Raw genomic sequence first — 17,740 nt, forward strand, 5'->3', positions numbered from 1 at the left:
TAACGCGGCTTTTTTGTGTTTAGAATAGCGGCTTAGCTTGTTAGCTTATAGCTCCTGAGTCTAATGAACTGCCAATCCCCAGTGTAAACATCCACAACCCCCATAAGCTATGCTCAATTACACACACTATGGTTGAGCGGCTTTGCGCGTAGGTAAACGAAAATAATAGCCCGCCTAAAAATGCTAAGCCTACAGCCACCCAATTGGCATACACAATATGGGCAAGGGCAAACACCGTCGCACTTACCACTATACGCACTCTTTTTTTTGGCATAATGCGTTTATAGCGATGAAAAAAGTAGGTCCTGAAAATTAGCTCTTGTGGTAATACCGACAGCAGCGGGTATAGAAGCAGTAAAAGTAACCAGTTATAAAATGAGTGCAGCGGCATGCTAAACCAGTTTTCTTGGTGAATAATGCCGTAAAACACCCCTGAAAAAAGCGCTCCTAAAAAAAAGAAACTAAATAAACGTCGCTTTACCGAAGAAAACTGCCCCAGGCTTGTGAGTCTAAATCGCTTAAAGTGAGGGTCGTTCAGTAATAACATGCAGCACACACTCATTAAAACAATCAGTGCGGGTATTAGCCAGTTAGCTAGGTAACTACGAAGGGTAAAGCCTATTAAAGGCAATAAAACAAATATTAGGGTAAATTCAAACCAGCGGTATTGATTGGCGTTCAAGGTCGTCTCTGATTGATTTTTTTTACACGCTATCAAGCAAAGACGACATTTTTATGACGAAGGTGTTTTACTTTGCGGGTTCTTCTTCATCAGGGAAGTATTTATACAAAGCAAAAATAGTGATCAAAATACTCACAAAAGTAATGGCCATTAAGCCAAACACTTTAAAGTTAACCCAAAAATCGAGTGAGAAATTATACGCAATGTAAATATTCAGCACTGCAATACCTGCGGTAATGGCAACCCACATTAAGTTAAGCTTATTCCACACCGGCTCAGGTACTTCAATCGCCTGTTTAGAGTCGTTGGCGTTTTCGAGGATTGAGCTAAGGGCCTTTTTAACAAGATTTTTATTCAGCACGTAGCGGCTAATTAATAAGGTAAGGCTTAAGCCGGCATAAATTAACGTGGCTTTCCATTTTATATACTGCTCATCGTGGAGTACTAAGGTTAATGTGCCAAACACCGCTGCAATAGCAAAAAATAGCCATTGGCGGGCAGGTACATGGCCGTGCTTAAAGTAGCTATACGCAACTTGAATAAGCGTAGTGACCATTAAAAGGCCTGTTGCCCAGTAAATATCAACTAATTTAAATACCGCAAAAAATAATATTAGCGGGATGTATTCAATCAATGCGTGCATATACTACCTAAATTATACAAAAAGAAGTCAGGGAAGTTTTTACCACATAACACTAGGCAACTACAAGGTTGACTTGTTGCCCTGTAAGCCTTAGCCTGCGTGGCTTTAATTATCCATCATCATATTCCCACGCTTAACCAACACTGATTAAGTGTGCATTTAGGAGCCTACAATGAACAAAGCACAACTTGTTGCCCAAATAGCAAAACGCAGTGAACTAACAAAAAAAGACACACAAGCAGCCCTTACTAGCTTACAAAAAGTAATTACTAAATCGTTATCTGAAGGCGACCAAGTGCAAATTAATGGATTTGGTACATTTGCTTTAAGCTACTACCCAGCGCGCACTGGCCGTAACCCACAAACAGGCGAAAGCATTGAAATAGAAGGCGCTAACAAACCCGTATTTAAACCAGCCAAAGCATTAAAAGATCTCCTTTAAATAGCAACTTGCATTGACCGGTACCAGTGATCAGTACCAGCGACTAGTTCCTGCAACCAATACTTGCTAATAGCCCGGTTACCTTTTTAGGTTTAGTTAGCGCTATTAATCATAACATTACAGTTCGGCGCACCCCGCTAATAGGGTGCGTCTACAAAATAAATACCCAGTTTTTAGTTAATGCCTTACTACTTCATCTTGTAAGCAAAGCTTGTGTGCTGGTTTTTAATACGCACTTTAAATTAAGCTATGTAGATTGTTCAAACCCTCTAAATGATTTACATAGCTTTGACAGCTTTAATTTATATTATCCATTATTTTCAATAGGTTAAAATTGGCATCGGTTATGCTTTTAATAGGGTGATTGAAACAATTTATTAAACGCAATAAGGAGATCTCTATGTCTACATTACAAACAAGCACTCGTTTACAAGGCAAAAAAATTGCTATTTTAGCCACCGATGGCTTTGAGCAAAGTGAGCTATTATCTCCACGTGATGCTTTACTTAATGCCGGCGCCGATATCGATATTGTGTCGGTAAAAGAGGGTGAAATCACCGGCTGGGATGAAGATAAATGGGGCGACAAAGTAAGCGTAGATAAACTTGTTACAAATGCCAGTGCCAGCGATTACGATGCGCTCATGCTGCCAGGTGGTTTATTTAACCCAGATACGTTACGCCAAGATAAGCACGCAAAAGCGTTTATAGACGGTTTTTTTGGCGCTGAGAAAAACAAACCCGTCGCAGCTATTTGCCATGCTCCTTGGTTACTTGCCGAAATTAATAAATTACGCGACCGTACCGTTACATCATTCCCAAGCATTAAAAGTGATTTGATCAATGCTGGTGCAAACTGGGTTGACGAAGAGGTGAGTGTAGACCAAGGTTTAGTAACAAGCCGCAGTCCTGCAGATTTAGAAGCATTTAATGCAAAATTTATTGAAGAAATTTTAGAAGGTAAGCATCAAGCTCACTAAGTTTAGAGCTTAATAAAAAAGGGCATTTTAAATGCCCTTTTTTAATGCGTAAATTTTAAGCTTTTACAGTGCGGTGGCCGCTTTCATATCAGCTACAAACGCTTTTAACTGCGTTGTCATCGCGTCTAAATCATTAAGGTTGGCTCCAATAATTTTAACAACGGCTGAGCCTGAAATAGCACCAGCTGCACCGGCATTTAGGGCGGCTTTTACATCATCGGGCGTAGAAATACCAAAGCCTAATAAAGCAGGGGCTGCATGGTATTCTTTTAATTTAGTTACTATGTTACCCGCTGGCATTTGCGCTTTAGTATCGGTGCCGGTAACACCCGCACGCGATAATAAATACGTGTAGCCACGGCCGTAAGATGCACATTGGCGCAGAGTATCGTCATCGGCATTGGGTGTGGCAATAAATATTGGGTCTACACCGTTTGCTACGGCTGCTTTTCTAAACATTTTAGACTCATGCAGTGGTACATCAGCAACTAAAATAGAGTCTACGCCCGCCGCTTTAGCATCTTTATAAAATGTTTCTAAACCGCGTTTAAACACAAGGTTTGAATACAATAATAAGCCAATTGGAATATCTGCATTGTAATCGCGTATTTCTTTAATAATATCAAAGCAATCTTGCGTGTTAATGTTTACATCGAGAGCACGAATATTCGCCGCTTGAATAACGGGGCCATCGGCGATTGGGTCTGAAAACGGAATACCTAGCTCCAGTGCATCCGCGCCGCCATCAATTAAACTTTTAATGATGGCAATACTTTGCTCTTTACCTGGGTCGCCAATGGTAACAAATGGCACAAATGCGCCTTGTTTTTGCTCATTAAGTGCAGCAAAGGTTTTACCGTAACGATCTGTATTTAACTGGCTCATAGTTGACCTCCTTGTGATAAAACGCTGTGTACGTGGGTTAAATCTTTATCGCCACGGCCACTTAAGTTAACCACTAAAATGCTTTCTTCTGTTTGCTCTTCGGCGTATTTAAGTGCATAAGCAAGGGCATGGCTTGATTCAAGAGCTGGGATAATGCCTTCGTTTTTAGCCAGTGCTTGGAACGCGTCAAGCGCTTCTGTATCGGTAATACCCACATATTGAGCACGGCCTGTTTCGTGTAAAAACGCGTGCTGTGGTCCAACTGCAGGGTAATCAAGGCCGGCAGATACTGAGTATGACTCTTCAATTTGGCCATCGTCGTTTTGCATAATGTACGTATAGGTACCGTGCAATATACCTTTAGTACCTTTACAAATTGTAGCGCCGTGCTCGTGGGTATCTAGGCCTTTACCTGCAGGCTCTACACCAATAAGTTTTACACTTGGCTCGTCAATAAAGTCAGTAAACATACCAATGGCATTAGAGCCACCGCCAACACAGGCTAGTACGGCATCTGGTAGGCGTCCTTCTGCTTTTAGTACTTGTTGTTTAGCTTCTTCACCAATGATTTTTTGATACTCTCGTACAATTGTTGGGAATGGATGAGGACCCGCAGCGGTACCAAGTAAGTAATGAGCGTCTTGGTAGTTTGCAGACCAGTCACGTAGCGCTTCGTTTACCGCATCCTTTAATGTGCCAGAGCCGGCTGTTACCGGAATAACCTCTGCGCCCATTAATTTCATTCTAAATACGTTAGGCTGTTGGCGCTCAACGTCTTTAGCACCCATATAAATGCGGCATTTTAAGCCAAGTAATGCACAGGCTAGGGCTGTTGCCACGCCATGTTGGCCCGCTCCAGTTTCGGCAATAACTTCATTTTTACCCATACGTTTAGTTAGCAACGCTTGACCAAGTACTTGGTTGGTTTTGTGTGCCCCGCCGTGCAGTAAATCTTCACGTTTTAGGTAAAGTTTTACTTTAGGGTTTTTAATTAAATTACGCGTTAATGTAAGCGGCGTAGGGCGACCGGCATACTCGTTTAATAATTTTGTAAACTCAGCCTCAAACTCAGGGTCTTTTTGTGCTTTGTTAAATTCGTTCTCTAACTGCTTAAGCGCAGGGACAAGTAGCTCAGGTACAAACATACCGCCAAACTCGCCAAAATAAGCTGGATTTTGCATTATAACCTCAATAATTTCTGATGCTTGTAAAAGCATTTTGTAATTTGATAGGGCACTTTTTACCCGCAGATTCTTCAACGCCTGAATTTAAATCAAGGCCTAGGGCACCTTGAAACAGCGCGTCTTTTATATTGTCTGGATTTAAGCCACCCGCTAGCATAAAGGGGGTTGTTGCGTCGCGCAGTACTGCCCAATCAAATGCTTTACCTGTACCACCGGCTTGTGTATCGCTGTGGGTATCATAAAGATGGCGGTCTACGCCCGTAGCTGGGGTTGGCAATGTATCTTTAATTGCCTGTGCTTTCCAAATTTCACAACCTTTAGGTAACTGTGTACGTAATGCGGCAATGTAATCGTCACTTTCCTGACCGTGTAATTGTACTGCGGCAAGTTTTAGTTCGTGCGCGTATTGCACCACTTGCTGCGGGCTTGCATTAACAAAAACACCGACAAATTTAAGTGGCGCACTTTGGCTCAGCTCAATCGCACAATCTAAATCAACATAACGAGGCGATTTAGGGTAAAAAATGAGTCCACCGTACACTGCGCCGTTGTTGTAAGCGGCCTGTACGTCTTGTGCTCGGGTTAAACCGCACACTTTGTTATCACCTAAAATCACTTTTTTGCAGGCTTGTTCTAAATCGCGCTCAGCCATTAAAGAACTGCCAATTAAAAAGCCATCACATAATGGCGCTAAACGTTTAACATCTTGATGAGTGTAAATACCTGACTCTGAGATAACCACTTTATCTTGTGGGATGAGTTTACGTAGCTTTTCGGTGGTGGCTAAATCAGTGCTTAAATCGCGAAGGTCACGGTTATTAATACCAATAATTTGCGCATCAAGTGCAAGGGCACGGTGCACTTCTTCTTCGTTACTTACTTCGGTTAATACCGACATGTTAAGCGAGTTGGCAACTGCATGTAGCGCTTTATATTGTTCATCATCAAGCACTGAAAGCATTAGTAATATAGCATCGCCGCCATAAATACGTGCCATGTAAACTTGGTACTCATCAATAAAAAAGTCTTTACAAATAAGTGGTTGCTCTACTTGGCTACGTACAAACTCTAAATAATCAAAGCTACCTTGAAAGTATTTAGTATCTGTAAGTACGCTCATGCAGCTAGCATATTTTTTATAAACAGAGGTGATCTCGGTTAAATCAAACGGCTCTCTTATTAGTCCTTTTGAAGGAGATGCTTTTTTACATTCTAAAATAAACTGCGTACCCGGCTTTGCTAACGCTTTATAAAAGCTGCGGCTGGTTGGCACTGCTAGGTGTTTAAAGCTCTCTAGTGGGCGCGCGGCTTTACGCTCTATTAGCTCTTGTTTTTTATCAGCAACAATTTTGTCTAATACATTAGCCATGACTTACCTCAATAATTGCATTTAATGTGTTCATGGCTTTGCCTGAACTTAGTAATGTTTGTACCTGTTGTGCGCCTTCTTTTAATGACTGTACTTTACCGCTTAGGTATAAAAGTGCAGCCACATTGACCACGATTGCAGCATTGTGCGCATCACTGCCTTTACCTTGTAAAATAGCAAGGCTTGCATTTGCGTTATATTGTGGGCCTTCACCGGCTAGTTGTTCAAGTGAATAGTTTGCAAGGTCAAAGTCGCTTGGGTTTAATGTGTACTGCGTTATTTCGCCATTGTTTAGCTCAACTACGTTAGTTGGGCCGTGCAGGGCTATTTCGTCAGTGCCAGAACCATGCACTATCATCGCGCGCTTAGTGCCTAATGTTTTAAGTGTTTGCGCCATTGGCATACATAAAGACTCATCGTAAACACCCAGTAATTGCACGTGTGGTGCAGCAGGGTTAGCAAGCGGGCCTAAAATATTAAAAATGGTACGTGTTTTAAGCGCAGTACGTACGCCCATCGCGTGGCGTACACCACTGTGATAATGCGGTGCAAACAAAAAGGTAAAATGGGTTTGTTCAAGGCACTGTGCAGCCTGTGCTGGGCTCATATCAATGTTAATGCCCAGTGCTTTTAATAAATCAGCAGAGCCCGAATTACTCGATACACTGCGATTACCATGTTTTACCATATTAATACCCGCGGCAGCTGCAACAATCGCCGCGGTAGTACTAATATTAATCGTGTTTGATCCATCGCCCCCGGTGCCGCAGCTATCGGCAAGTTGCGTGCTAGCGGTTGTAAAGGCAACGGCGTTTTCTCGCATTGACGCTGCAGCGCCGGCAATTTCATCGCTTACTTCGCCTTTTATTTTAAGGCTGATTAGCAATGCAGTGAGCTCTATTTCGCTCATGTTACCTTGCATTATTTGGTTAAATAATGCATTTGATTGGGCATAGTTTAACGACTTGCCTTGAATAAGTTGCTCAATAGCGTATTGAACATTTATGGTCTCTTTTGCTTGGGTACTCATAATGTCCTCTATTAGTTGGTGCGCGTTAAGTACGCAACACTTTGTTGAAGTAGCATTGCACCATTTGGCGTAAGTATTGACTCAGGATGAAATTGATAACCTAACGCTTTATCGTCGTGGTGATATATGGCCATAGGAATATCGTCAAATTGTGCAATTACCTCAATATTTTCAGGTACCCTAGTTGCCATTAATGAATGGTAACGGGCTACGGGCATGGTGTTGCCCATTCCTTCAAACACCGGATGCGGGTTTAAATTAATGATTGATGACTTACCATGTACGGTTTCGCCAGCGTGGCCGATTACTCCGCCGTAACTTTGTGTAAGTGCTTGTTGCCCCAAGCAAATCCCCAGCATGGGGAAGTGGCCTTTAGCCAGTTCGATTAATTCCATTAAGCAACCTGCATCACTGGGTGCACCAGGCCCTGGCGAAAGCACTAATAATACTTGCCCAGGCTCTTGGCGCATTTTATTAAAAATAACCTCTGCGCTTATGTTATTTCTGTATACCACAAGCTCACAGCCCAGCATGGTTAGTTCATCAACGAGGTTGTAGCTAAACGAATCAAAGTTATCTAAAAAGTATATTTTCATTGGGTTTGCTGTGCTCATTTTATACCGCCTCATAAGTCGATTTTATGGCGGTGATCACCGCTTGGGCTTTAGCGCGGGTTTCGTTAGCTTCGGCTTGCGGATCAGAATCGTAAACGACACCTGCACCTGCTTGCACATACGCGGTATTATTTTTAACAAACGCTGAGCGAATAACAATGCAGCTATCCATTGCACCATCGCCTGTTAAATAGCCTACTGCGCCACCGTAGCTGCCACGGCGTTTGCCTTCGGTTTGACGTACAAGTTCGGCAGCGCGTACTTTAGGAGCGCCTACCAGCGTGCCCATGTTCATACACGCTTGGTAAGCGTGCAGTGCATCAAGCTCAGGCTTTAATGTGCCCACCACGCGAGAAACCAAGTGCATTACTTGCGAGTAGCGGTCTACTTTTAATAGCTCTTTTGCATGGCGTGTGCCGGCTACACTAATGCGTGCCACATCGTTACGGGCTAAATCAACTAGCATTAAATGCTCTGCACGCTCTTTTTGATCGTTTCTTAGTTCAAGCTCTATACGGCTGTCTAAATCTGGGTTGATTGTGCCATTGGCAAATTTTCCGCGTGGGCGAGTACCGGCAATAGGGTAAACTTCAACTTGTTTGCTTTGTACTTCGTATTTAAGCGCAGACTCAGGTGAGGCGCCAAATAAAGCAAATTCTTCATCGCGCATATAAAACATATAAGGGCTTGGGTTTTGCTTTTTAAGCTGGCTATATGCGTGCAACGAATCAGGGCAGGGCAGTGAAAACGTACGCGAAGGCACAACCTGAAAAATATCACCATCAACGATGTTCTTTTTAAGCTTAACCACTTGCTCGCAGTAAGTTTCATCGCTTATATCAACACTTACATCGCAGGTACCTGTTTGCATAGGCGCACTAAACTCTTCTGCTTTGTCGCATAAGGCATTTAATCGTTCTAGCTCTTTACCTACTTCAAAACAATTAGCGTGTACGTCTGGGCCATTAAACACATTACCAATAAGCTCGGTGGTTTGTTTTTGATGATCGATAACCACTAAGGTTTCGGCTAAGTAAAATACGTAGTCTGGGCAGGTGTTTTCGCCATCGGGTACGTCGCTTAGCTGCTCAAAATTAGCCACCATGTCGTAGGCAAATACACCGCCTAAAAATACCGAAAACGGGTTTTCGGTGGTGCTTTTGATACTGTTTATACAGGTGCGTAGTGCGCTAAATGCATTATCGGCAACCAGTTTACTTGCCTCGTCAATGTCATTAGAGCCGCCTTTATAAACAAGAGTTAGGCTTGTGTCGGTTAAGGTTGCATCGCAGCTTTGTACATTGGCTCTTAAATACGGCAGCAACTGTTTACCGTTATTAGATTGTGCGCTTACCGTGACGGTTTTACCTTGGCAAACAATGCGCAGCGCGCAGTCAACTAAAATTAAGCTTTTAACACTGTCTTTAGAATCAATTTCGGCTGATTCAAGCAGTAGCGAATTAGGCTTATCAAGTGCTGCATAAAGTGCAAGTGGGCTACTAATGTAGTCGCGCACTTGCGTTATGCTAGTAACTTCGCCTGGTGTGGTAGTTATATGACTAAAAATCAAACCTCATTCCCTCAAAAAATAAAACCCCGCAATGCTTTTGCAATGCGGGGTTTGAATAACGATATCTAAATTACAAACAGATCATTACCGTCCCGCTATATCAGGCGCCACCACCAACGATGTGTAAGAGTAAGACCGTTATTCATGTTTTTTTGCCTCAAAATAAAAAATTAAATACGTAAAATTTAGTTATAAAAAAACCCGCATAGTTGCGGGTTTTGAATATTTGCTAGACACGACAATTCATCACCCAAAAATTATGAGTGCCACCACCAAATAGTGTGTTGAATTGAATTGATCATTTTTATTAATTCTTAATCTGTCTTAAAGTGGCTACAGTAAAACGTATTTAGCGCTTTTGTGTCAAGTGTTTATTTAAAACAATTTAGTCAAAAAAGTTGTTATACTTATATAAACATCTATTACCCTTAAATTTAAGCAGTTTTCTTTTGATAAAATACGATTTACACAGCCATACAACGCATTCAGACGGACATTTAACAGTTGAGCAATTATTAAACCGCGCTGTAGAAAAAAACATTGATGTGTTTGCGATAACCGATCACGACACTGTGGCTGCTATTACGCCGGCAAAAGCGTTTATCGAAACAGAAAACCTACCGCTTAAGCTTATATCTGGCGTAGAAATTTCTACCAAGTGGGAAAGCTTTGAAATACATATTGTTGGGCTAAATATTGATATAAACAACAATGCCCTTACATCATTGTTATCGGCGCAGCAGCAAAAGCGTGACGAACGCGCAATCGAAATTGGCAAAAGGCTGGCAAAAAACGGTTTTGATGGCATTTACGAACAAGCCAAGGCGCTGGCAGAAAACGCCCAAATAACACGTGCTCATTTTGCGCGTGCATTGGTTGAAAGAGGCGTAGCTAAAAATTTTCCTGGGGTATTTAAAAAATACTTAGGGCGCAGTAAAACAGGTTATGTTCCTAGCAATTGGTGTGATATGCAAACAGCCATTAGCGCCATTCATGCTGCAGGCGGGGTTGCGGTACTTGCACACCCAGGGCGTTATCAAATGTCTAATAAATGGTTACGTAAGTTACTTGTGCAATACAAAAGTGACGGGGGCGATGCCATGGAAGTTGCGCAGCCGCAACAAGCGCCTACTGAACGCCAATTTTTGGGGCAATTGAGCCAAGAGTACGGTTTACTGTGCTCGCAAGGTTCTGACTTTCATTTTCCAACTAGTTATTTAGAGCTAGGTAAAAACTTATACTTACCCAAAGACTGCCAAGGGGTTTGGCAAGTGTGGGAAGGGCAAGAAGGAGTATTATCATGAGTCAATTAATTCATATTCACCCAGCAAACCCACAGCCACGACTTATTAGCCAAGCGGTTGATATTATTAAACAGGGCGGGGTTGTTGTATACCCAACAGATTCGGGCTACGCAATAGGGTGTAACCTAGGTAATAAGCAAGCAAAAGAGCGCATTGAGCGTATTCGTGGAATAGAAAAACACCATAACTTTACGCTGGTATGCCGTGATTTATCTGAGCTGGCAACTTATGCCCGTGTAGATAACCAAATGTTTAGGCTTATTAAAAATAATACGCCAGGGCCATACACCTTTATTTTTAAAGGCACAAAAGAGGTGCCAAAGCGTTTATTAAACGATAAGAAAAAAACCATTGGTATGCGCGTTATAGAGCATCCAATTGCATGTGCATTACTTGCAGAGCTTGGGGAGCCGTTAATGTCGTGTTCGTTAATTTTACCAGGAGAAGAGTTCACAGAATCAGACCCAGATGAAATTTTAACGCGTTTAGATAAACACGTAGATTTAATTATTGACGGCGGACACCTTGCAGAGCAAGCAACCACGGTTATTGACCTATCAGAAGATGATATTCACATTTTGCGTGTAGGGTGTGGCGATACCAGCCCGTTTGAGTAACCTTGGTGAGTGATACAACACAGGGTGAAAAAAAGACTCAAAGTGAGCCAGTGCAGCAAAAGCTGCCACTGGCTTTTTTGCATGGCAAAGCCGTTGTAGATAAACCTGAAGATTTATACATTCCGCCCGATGCACTTGAAATTATTTTGGAAACCTTTGAAGGCCCGCTTGATTTACTGCTGTATTTAATAAAAAAGCACAAGTTAGATGTGCTCGAACTCTCTATTTTTAGCATTACTGAGCAATATGTCAGTTATGTAGAAATGATGAGTGAGTTTCAGTTAGAGCTTGCCGGTGAGTACTTAGTAATGGCAGCGTTATTGGCACAAATAAAATCGCGTCTGTTATTGCCTGTGCACGAGGAGCTCGAAGAAGAGGAAGACCCCCGCGCCGAACTGATCAAGCGTTTACAAGAATACGAGCAGTTTAAAAAAGCAGCCGAAAATATAGATGCCATCCCCCGTTTAGGCCGTGATATTTTTGTCGCACATGCAACTATGCCGGTTATTGAAAATACCGCTCAAAACCTGCCAGAGCTTGAGTTAAAAGATTTAATGTTAGCTCTGAGCGACGTGATGGCGCGCGCCAAAACATTTGAGCATCACCAAGTAACAGCAGAAATCCTCTCTACCCGTGAGCGGATGAGCCAAATTTTAGCCCAGCTGAGTAACGCAAAAAAAGCACTGCCGTTTAACGATTTATTCACCCTTAGTGAAGGGCGAAGCGGTGTAGTGGTTAGCTTTATTGCTATGCTTGAGCTTATAAAAGAAGGCTTAATTAGCTGTTTGCAAGTCTCACCTGATAGCCTAATTTACATAAACCTTACTGACACACCAAATAGCTAATTAGTAAAACTGTAGCTCAAGTTGTATGTGCGTATATGCACAGATGCTGTTTGTATACGCTATTTTAGTTTTTCTTCACCCTCTATATTCTTAAATTATTGAATTTAGAGGAACCCACATGTTTAAAAATACGCCCACATCTTATGGCCTTATTGCCATTACTTTACACTGGTTGATGGCTTTTACCGTGTTTGGTTTATTTGGCTTGGGCTTATACATGGTTGAGCTAACCTATTACGACAGCTGGTATAAAGGCTCACTGGATTTACATAAAAGTATAGGTATAACGCTCGCCGCAGTGCTTATTTTTAGAATTTTGTGGCGCGTATTCAGCCCCAAACCTCGCCCCCTTAGTCAAAATAAAACAGTAAACCACATTGCACATACCGCGCATATTGTTATGTACCTAATTTTAGCAGTCATTGTAGTGGCGGGTTATTTGATTTCTACCGCCGATGGCAGAGCAATCGCTGTTTTTTCGATATTTAATGTACCAGCTCTGGATTATAACTTTGATGGACAAGCCGATATTGCCGGAAAAATTCATTACTACGGTGCGTGTACATTAATTGGCTTGGCTGTTTTGCATGCACTGGGGGCATTAAAGCACCACTTTATTGATAAAGATAAAACCTTAACGAGAATGATCAAACCAAAGGAATACTAACATGAAAAAACGACTATTAAGTGCAGCTCTATCGGGTGTAATGATGTTATCGGCTACTGCAAATGCAGCAGATTATGTAATTGATACGCAAGGAGCGCATGCATTTGTTACCTTTAAAATTAAGCATTTAGGCTACAGCTGGCTGCACGGGCGATTTAACCGTTTTGATGGCAGCTTCAGTTACGACGCTAAAGCGCAAACAGGGTCTAATATTTTAGTAAATATAGATACAGCAAGTTTAGACTCTAACCATGCTGAGCGTGATAAACACTTACGCGGTAAAGACTTTTTAAATGTGGATAAATACCCAACAGCAACATTTAAAAGCACCAATGTGAAATTTACCGATGATGATACAGCCACAGTAACGGGTGACTTTACTTTACATGGCGTAACTAAACGCATTACGTTTAAAATGGATAAAGTAGGTGAAGGGCAAGACCCTTGGGGTGGCTACCGTGCTGGTTTTGAGGGCGAAACCAGTTTAAAACTGACCGATTACGGCATTGATTATAATTTAGGCCCGGCGTCTACCCATGTTGATATTGGGCTGTCTATTGAAGGTGTGCGTAAATAATAAAGCGTAGATTAAATTAAAACGCCACTTTAGTTAGTGGCGTTTTTGTTTTTTGTAGCGTGAATTCTTGATTCTAATAAGGGTTTTAAATGTGGGGGTAACCAGCGTAACATTACTTGGTGGTATTGCTCGGTTTGCTTAATTTTTTTTAATTGCTCATCTAATAGTTGAATATTTTTAGCACCTTGTTCATTTTTAGTGCAGCCAATATAGCCATAACTTAACGGTGGCGCTTCAACAATCGCTCGCTGAGTTAGGTTTTCTTCAAAGTACATAGATTTAGCTAAGTAATGGTGCTCACTTGGGTAACCTAATAAAATATCTAAGCGCTTTAAATTGAGCATATAGGTAAGGCTGGCTAAACTATTTCGCGTTGGGCGAATAACAATATCAACATCGGGGGTGTTATTTATTACGCTGTCGAGTTGCTCGCCGTATGAGCGGTTCATAGATACACCTAATGTGAGCTTTTTTTCTGCTAGTAAATCCTGCAACGACACTGGCTCTGAGTTAGGCACTTCAAGCGAATGCGCCAAACCTTTATGCATAGCAATGGAAGGTGAAAGGCCCGTGGTTGAGCTTTGCTCACTAAAGTGAATAAACTTTTCTCTAAATGCATTTTTATAAAGTGATAGGGCGCAATGTGTGGCTGATTTATTGGCTAGTTCTTGCGTTACTTTGCCAGAGGGGATAACAAGGCGATTAAACGTGATGTGCTCAAGTTGTTGCTCGAGTAAGGTTATAACGCTTTCATCACGCCCCTGGTGTTGGTATTTTCCATTTAAAATGTAATAGGGCGCAAAGTCGTGCGTTAGCCAGTTAATCGTGTGGGCGTAACTGACTGAAGAAATGCTTAAATATAAGGTGATACACAAAAATGCACGGAGCATTACTACAACTACCTAAAACAATGAAAGTATCGCTATTGTAGTCAATTAAGTGCAACAAAGTAAAATGCCAGCTACAAAGCTGGCACATTTTATTAACATTAACTGCTTAATCAGTTAATTGCTCGCAATGTTTAGTTGGCTTTTAACCATTTTACAAATTCGCGCGCTTCGCTTGCTTTTTGGAACATTGCGTTTTTCAAACCTTGTGTATCACTAAAAATAACACGTTGTTTGTTTACAGAAATTGATTGCACCGGATGGGCAATTTGGATCATAGATCCATTGTATTTATAAGACATAATAAAACTCACTTTATTCTTGTTATTTACTCTGCGCTATTTTTTATAGCCAAATGCAGTTAATAAATTAACGATGTTGTGTTTAGCTTCATTACAGTGTTGACGATCTTTATGACACTTTTGCGATGATATTAAAAAAATCATCAAGGTATTAATAGGGGTTCTCGCCGTACAATAACTTAGCTTTAAAATATACGTTTTGCGGGGCTTACTGGATCAGGGTAAAAAGGTTAACCGCGGTGGTTTTTTAAGACCAGAGAAGAAAGGTAACCTAAATAAAAAATGTGTGCAAGCTATTTATTTAAAAATTATTTATACTTAATTTTATCAACTGCTTAAACGCATGGATTTTGACCTTAAAAAGGTAAGTATGAATTACATAATAGTCAGCGATATTTATGGTTTAACAGCACCTTTAATGAGGTTGTTAGATATTATGCAAGCCAATACAGAGGTTATAGACCCCTATAAAGGAGAACTGCAACCCATTGATAGTGAAAAGTATTATTATAATAAATTTATAAATGACTGTGGCCATGACAATTACGTAGCTAAGCTCTTAAATGTATTTAATAACCTTACAGAGCCAACAGCCTGTATAGGGTTTAGTGCAGGCGCAAGTGCCGCGTGGCGCGCACAGTTATTAACAGGCAATCCACACCTAAAAAAGCTGATTGGCTTTTACCCTTCACAAATTAGAAATCATTTAGATATTGCGGCAAAAGTACCTTGTACGTTTATTTTTCCACATACCGAAATGCATTTTAATGTAGATGAAGTGATAAGTACTTTAGCCAGTAAAAGCCAAGTTACGTGTAACAAAACACCGTTTTTACATGGTTTTATGAATGCTTACTCAACTAATTACAATGTAAAAGCATATGATGAGTATTGCGCACTTATTAAAAGCACTTAAAGTGTATTTAACTGCGTTTTAGTAATAACAGGAAAGTCGGTACGCGTATTATATTGCGCGTACAAGGTAGTAAAAATACTACTGCGTGAGAGCTTATCTAACTCTTTTATGAGCGTTTTAGCACTTGTGCGCCCAGCTCTGCAGCATAGTTGGTATTGTTTTATTATAGCGGCAACGCTTTTACCTTGTTTTTGAAGGGCTAAATCGGCTTCTACAAAAAATGCTGCCCCTGTCCAATAAACCCGCTGTTGTGCACGTTGCTTCCACATATCACTTGAAAGTTTATTAAGTGGCTGCTGCTTTGTTTTAGTTTGTAAGCGTGCTCGCTCAAACCCTGCGTTTAGGCGCTGAACAAATTGCGCTTGGCTAATGACACCGCTGTTGCGCATTATTACGTTTTGCATGTAACTGGCAAACCCCTCGCTTAACCAAAAGCCAGAGTAAGGCAGTAGTGGTAAATATAAATGAGGGAGCTCATGGTAAAGCGTCCAATCTTTTGTAAATGCATTTAAACTTGCGTAGCGGTCAATATGCAGCTCTAATCCATCGGGATTATTTCGTTTTACGCTAGCCCATGGCACGGGTTCAAAAGCAAAATATTGTGGCTTTAAATAAATAGGGAGGGTGCTTTGTTGTAATGGGCCTAAGGTATTTTGTGTTTTTTTAAGGCTTTGATTTACCCAAGTAGCTACCGTTTTTTGACCCTTAGTCGTCAGTGCGTCTAAATTATGAATAACTACATCAACAGCTGAGGCATTTAAAGAGCACATTAATAGCAATAACAGCCAAAATAACTTCATTTATACCTCCTAAATACGCGCTTAATACTAGACCCACTATTTACGTAATTAAGCACACGTAATTCGTTATTTTTTTAACTAATATCAATTATAAAAAGCAAATTGCATACATACTCAATCAAGCATGATTTAATCAGGTAACACTATTTTTAGTATAGGTATTAACCATGGCTTATCAGCATATTAAAATCCCTGAGCACGGACAAAATATTACTATTGATGCTAAAGGCCAATGGCATGTGCCTGTAAACCCTATTATTGCTTATATTAATGGTGACGGGGTTGGGCAAGAGGTCACACCGGCCATGCAGCATGTGGTGAATAATGCCATTACACACTGTTATGCAAAGGAGCGAAAAATTCACTGGATGCAAGTATATAACGGCGAGCAAGCAGCAAAGTTATATGATGGCGATTGGTTCCCAGAGGAGACGATTAACGCAGTACGTGCGTGTAAAATAGCAATTAAAGGGCCCTTAACTACACCTCTTGGCGGCGGTTTTCGCTCATTAAATGTAGCGCTAAGGCACGAAATGGATTTATTTGTAAATATGCGCACTGTTAAAGGGTTAAGTGCATTGCCATCGCCGTTAAAAAATCCATTTTTAACTAACATAACAGTGCTGCGTGATAGCAGCGAAGATGTATATTCAGGAATAGAGTGGCAAGCTGGCAGCGTAGAGAGCGAGAAAATGCTCGACTTTTTATGTGAGGAAATGGGAGTAACGCGCTTAAGGTTTTCACAAGAGTGTGGCATAGGTATAAAAAATATATCTAAAGAAGGCTCCGAGCGCCTAGTACGCTATGCAATTAATTACGCCCTTAAAAATAACAGCGAATCGTTAACGCTTGTGCATAAAGGAAATGTACTTAAATTTACCGATGGTGCCTTTAAACGTTGGGGGTTTGCCTTAGCCCAAAATGAGTTTAACGCTACCCCACACGAAAACGGGCGCTGGCTTGAAATACCACGCGCTAATAAATCGCCTTTGATTATTAAAGAAGTGATAGCCGATAACATGCTGCAACAATGTTTAATGAACCCAGAGCAATTTGATGTGGTAGCAACCACAAACCAAAATGGCGATTTTTTAGCAGATATGCTCAGCGCACAAGTTGGCGGAGTGGGCATTATGCCGGCTGCTAATTTAAATAACGATGTGGCATTTTTTGAACCAACCCATGGTACGTTTGAGAGAATAGCAGGGCAAAACAAAGCAAATCCAAGTAGCAGTATTTTAAGTGCCGTTTTAATGCTTAAGTTTATGGGCTGGGATGAGGCAGCAACGCTGATTGAACAAGCGCTCGAACAAGCACTCAAAAGCAGTAATGTAACCTTTGATTTAGCGCAAAATATTAATAACTCGACAACCCTAAGCTGCAGTGACTTTGCACAAAAGGTTATCGAGTATTTTTAAGCAACTCCA

At 41.2% G+C, this 17,740-nt stretch carries 20 protein-coding genes; 9 read left to right on the plus strand and 11 right to left on the minus strand.

The features are described 5' to 3' along the window. Window positions 1-40 precede the first annotated feature (40 nt). Window positions 41-682 (minus strand): CPBP family intramembrane glutamic endopeptidase, encoded by a 642-nt coding sequence (locus OIZ54_RS00270; protein WP_264389350.1) that lies wholly within the window; start codon window positions 680-682, stop codon window positions 41-43. 67 nt (window positions 683-749) lie between these two features. Further along, window positions 750-1,325, minus strand: a complete 576-nt coding sequence (locus OIZ54_RS00275; protein WP_004586799.1) for an inner membrane-spanning protein YciB — start codon at window positions 1,323-1,325, stop codon at window positions 750-752. 172 nt (window positions 1,326-1,497) lie between these two features. On the opposite strand from OIZ54_RS00275, the gene OIZ54_RS00280 reads away from it, so the two are divergent. Together OIZ54_RS00280 and OIZ54_RS00285 are read left to right on the plus strand one after the other, a co-directional pair. Next, complete coding sequence (locus OIZ54_RS00280; protein ID WP_004586798.1) at window positions 1,498-1,767, plus strand: HU family DNA-binding protein; 270 nt, start codon at window positions 1,498-1,500, stop codon at window positions 1,765-1,767. A gap of 400 nt (window positions 1,768-2,167) precedes the next feature. Beyond that, window positions 2,168-2,746 carry a type 1 glutamine amidotransferase domain-containing protein gene (locus tag OIZ54_RS00285; RefSeq protein ID WP_004586797.1) on the plus strand — a complete coding sequence of 193 codons (579 nt, stop codon included), beginning with the start codon at window positions 2,168-2,170 and terminating at the stop codon, window positions 2,744-2,746. A 63-nt stretch (window positions 2,747-2,809) separates the two neighbouring features. On the opposite strand, the gene trpA is transcribed toward OIZ54_RS00285, so the two are convergent. From trpA to OIZ54_RS00315, 6 genes are read right to left on the minus strand one after another with little or no spacing between them, the layout of a single operon-like run. Next, window positions 2,810-3,631, minus strand: coding sequence for a tryptophan synthase subunit alpha (trpA, locus tag OIZ54_RS00290; RefSeq protein ID WP_264389351.1), 822 nt, complete (start codon window positions 3,629-3,631; stop codon window positions 2,810-2,812). Next, complete coding sequence (gene trpB, locus OIZ54_RS00295) at window positions 3,628-4,812, minus strand: tryptophan synthase subunit beta (RefSeq protein WP_264389352.1); 1,185 nt, start codon at window positions 4,810-4,812, stop codon at window positions 3,628-3,630. The genes trpA and trpB overlap by 4 nt, the downstream gene beginning before the upstream one ends. Before the next feature lie 7 nt (window positions 4,813-4,819). After that, window positions 4,820-6,184 carry a bifunctional indole-3-glycerol-phosphate synthase TrpC/phosphoribosylanthranilate isomerase TrpF gene (gene trpCF, locus OIZ54_RS00300; RefSeq protein ID WP_264389353.1) on the minus strand — a complete coding sequence of 455 codons (1,365 nt, stop codon included), beginning with the start codon at window positions 6,182-6,184 and terminating at the stop codon, window positions 4,820-4,822. Beyond that, complete coding sequence (gene trpD / locus OIZ54_RS00305) at window positions 6,177-7,214, minus strand: anthranilate phosphoribosyltransferase (protein WP_264389354.1); 1,038 nt, start codon at window positions 7,212-7,214, stop codon at window positions 6,177-6,179. The genes trpCF and trpD overlap by 8 nt, the downstream gene beginning before the upstream one ends. Window positions 7,215-7,225: 11 nt before the next feature. After that, window positions 7,226-7,828: an aminodeoxychorismate/anthranilate synthase component II gene (locus tag OIZ54_RS00310; protein ID WP_264389355.1), complete on the minus strand. Its 603-nt coding sequence runs from the start codon at window positions 7,826-7,828 to the stop codon at window positions 7,226-7,228. A gap of 1 nt (window position 7,829) precedes the next feature. Continuing rightward, window positions 7,830-9,398: an anthranilate synthase component 1 gene (locus tag OIZ54_RS00315; RefSeq protein ID WP_055255700.1), complete on the minus strand. Its 1,569-nt coding sequence runs from the start codon at window positions 9,396-9,398 to the stop codon at window positions 7,830-7,832. A gap of 449 nt (window positions 9,399-9,847) precedes the next feature. Here OIZ54_RS00315 and rnm point away from each other — a divergent pair, with 449 nt between their 5' ends. The 5 genes from rnm to OIZ54_RS00340 all read left to right on the plus strand — a co-directional run bounded on the left by rnm (window position 9,848) and on the right by OIZ54_RS00340 (window position 13,408). Continuing rightward, complete coding sequence (gene rnm, locus OIZ54_RS00320; RefSeq protein ID WP_264389356.1) at window positions 9,848-10,702, plus strand: RNase RNM; 855 nt, start codon at window positions 9,848-9,850, stop codon at window positions 10,700-10,702. Further along, window positions 10,699-11,319: an L-threonylcarbamoyladenylate synthase gene (locus OIZ54_RS00325; protein ID WP_004586789.1), complete on the plus strand. Its 621-nt coding sequence runs from the start codon at window positions 10,699-10,701 to the stop codon at window positions 11,317-11,319. Before rnm ends, OIZ54_RS00325 begins: the two co-directional genes overlap by 4 nt. A 5-nt stretch (window positions 11,320-11,324) precedes the next feature. Next, on the plus strand, window positions 11,325-12,164 hold the full coding sequence (locus OIZ54_RS00330) for a segregation and condensation protein A (protein ID WP_264389357.1): 840 nt from the start codon (window positions 11,325-11,327) through the stop codon (window positions 12,162-12,164). A gap of 118 nt (window positions 12,165-12,282) precedes the next feature. Further along, complete coding sequence (locus OIZ54_RS00335; protein ID WP_096739492.1) at window positions 12,283-12,831, plus strand: cytochrome b; 549 nt, start codon at window positions 12,283-12,285, stop codon at window positions 12,829-12,831. 1 nt (window position 12,832) lies between these two features. After that, window positions 12,833-13,408, plus strand: coding sequence for a YceI family protein (locus OIZ54_RS00340; RefSeq protein ID WP_264389358.1), 576 nt, complete (start codon window positions 12,833-12,835; stop codon window positions 13,406-13,408). Window positions 13,409-13,437: 29 nt separating this feature from the next. On the opposite strand, the gene OIZ54_RS00345 is transcribed toward OIZ54_RS00340, so the two are convergent. Together OIZ54_RS00345 and OIZ54_RS00350 are read right to left on the minus strand one after the other, a co-directional pair. Continuing rightward, window positions 13,438-14,298 (minus strand): transporter substrate-binding domain-containing protein, encoded by an 861-nt coding sequence (locus OIZ54_RS00345; protein WP_029772692.1) that lies wholly within the window; start codon window positions 14,296-14,298, stop codon window positions 13,438-13,440. Between the two features lie 131 nt (window positions 14,299-14,429). After that, the gene (locus OIZ54_RS00350; protein WP_024033460.1) at window positions 14,430-14,597 is read right to left on the minus strand and encodes a hypothetical protein; all 168 of its coding nucleotides are present in this window, start codon (window positions 14,595-14,597) and stop codon (window positions 14,430-14,432) included. A 370-nt stretch (window positions 14,598-14,967) separates the two neighbouring features. Here OIZ54_RS00350 and OIZ54_RS00355 point away from each other — a divergent pair, with 370 nt between their 5' ends. Then, window positions 14,968-15,513, plus strand: a complete 546-nt coding sequence (locus tag OIZ54_RS00355) for a dienelactone hydrolase family protein (protein ID WP_264389359.1) — start codon at window positions 14,968-14,970, stop codon at window positions 15,511-15,513. Here the strand turns inward: OIZ54_RS00355 and OIZ54_RS00360 are convergent. Beyond that, entirely contained in the window at window positions 15,510-16,313 is an 804-nt protein-coding gene (locus tag OIZ54_RS00360) for a hypothetical protein (protein WP_264389360.1), read from the minus strand. The two genes, OIZ54_RS00355 and OIZ54_RS00360, sit on opposite strands and share 4 nt — an antisense overlap. A 167-nt stretch (window positions 16,314-16,480) precedes the next feature. On the opposite strand from OIZ54_RS00360, the gene icd reads away from it, so the two are divergent. Continuing rightward, entirely contained in the window at window positions 16,481-17,731 is a 1,251-nt protein-coding gene (gene icd, locus OIZ54_RS00365) for an NADP-dependent isocitrate dehydrogenase (protein WP_248450877.1), read from the plus strand. Window positions 17,732-17,740 lie beyond the last annotated feature (9 nt).

This window comes from Pseudoalteromonas sp. A3, from assembly GCF_025942345.1.
In the GTDB taxonomy this organism is placed as follows: domain Bacteria; phylum Pseudomonadota; class Gammaproteobacteria; order Enterobacterales; family Alteromonadaceae; genus Pseudoalteromonas; species Pseudoalteromonas atlantica.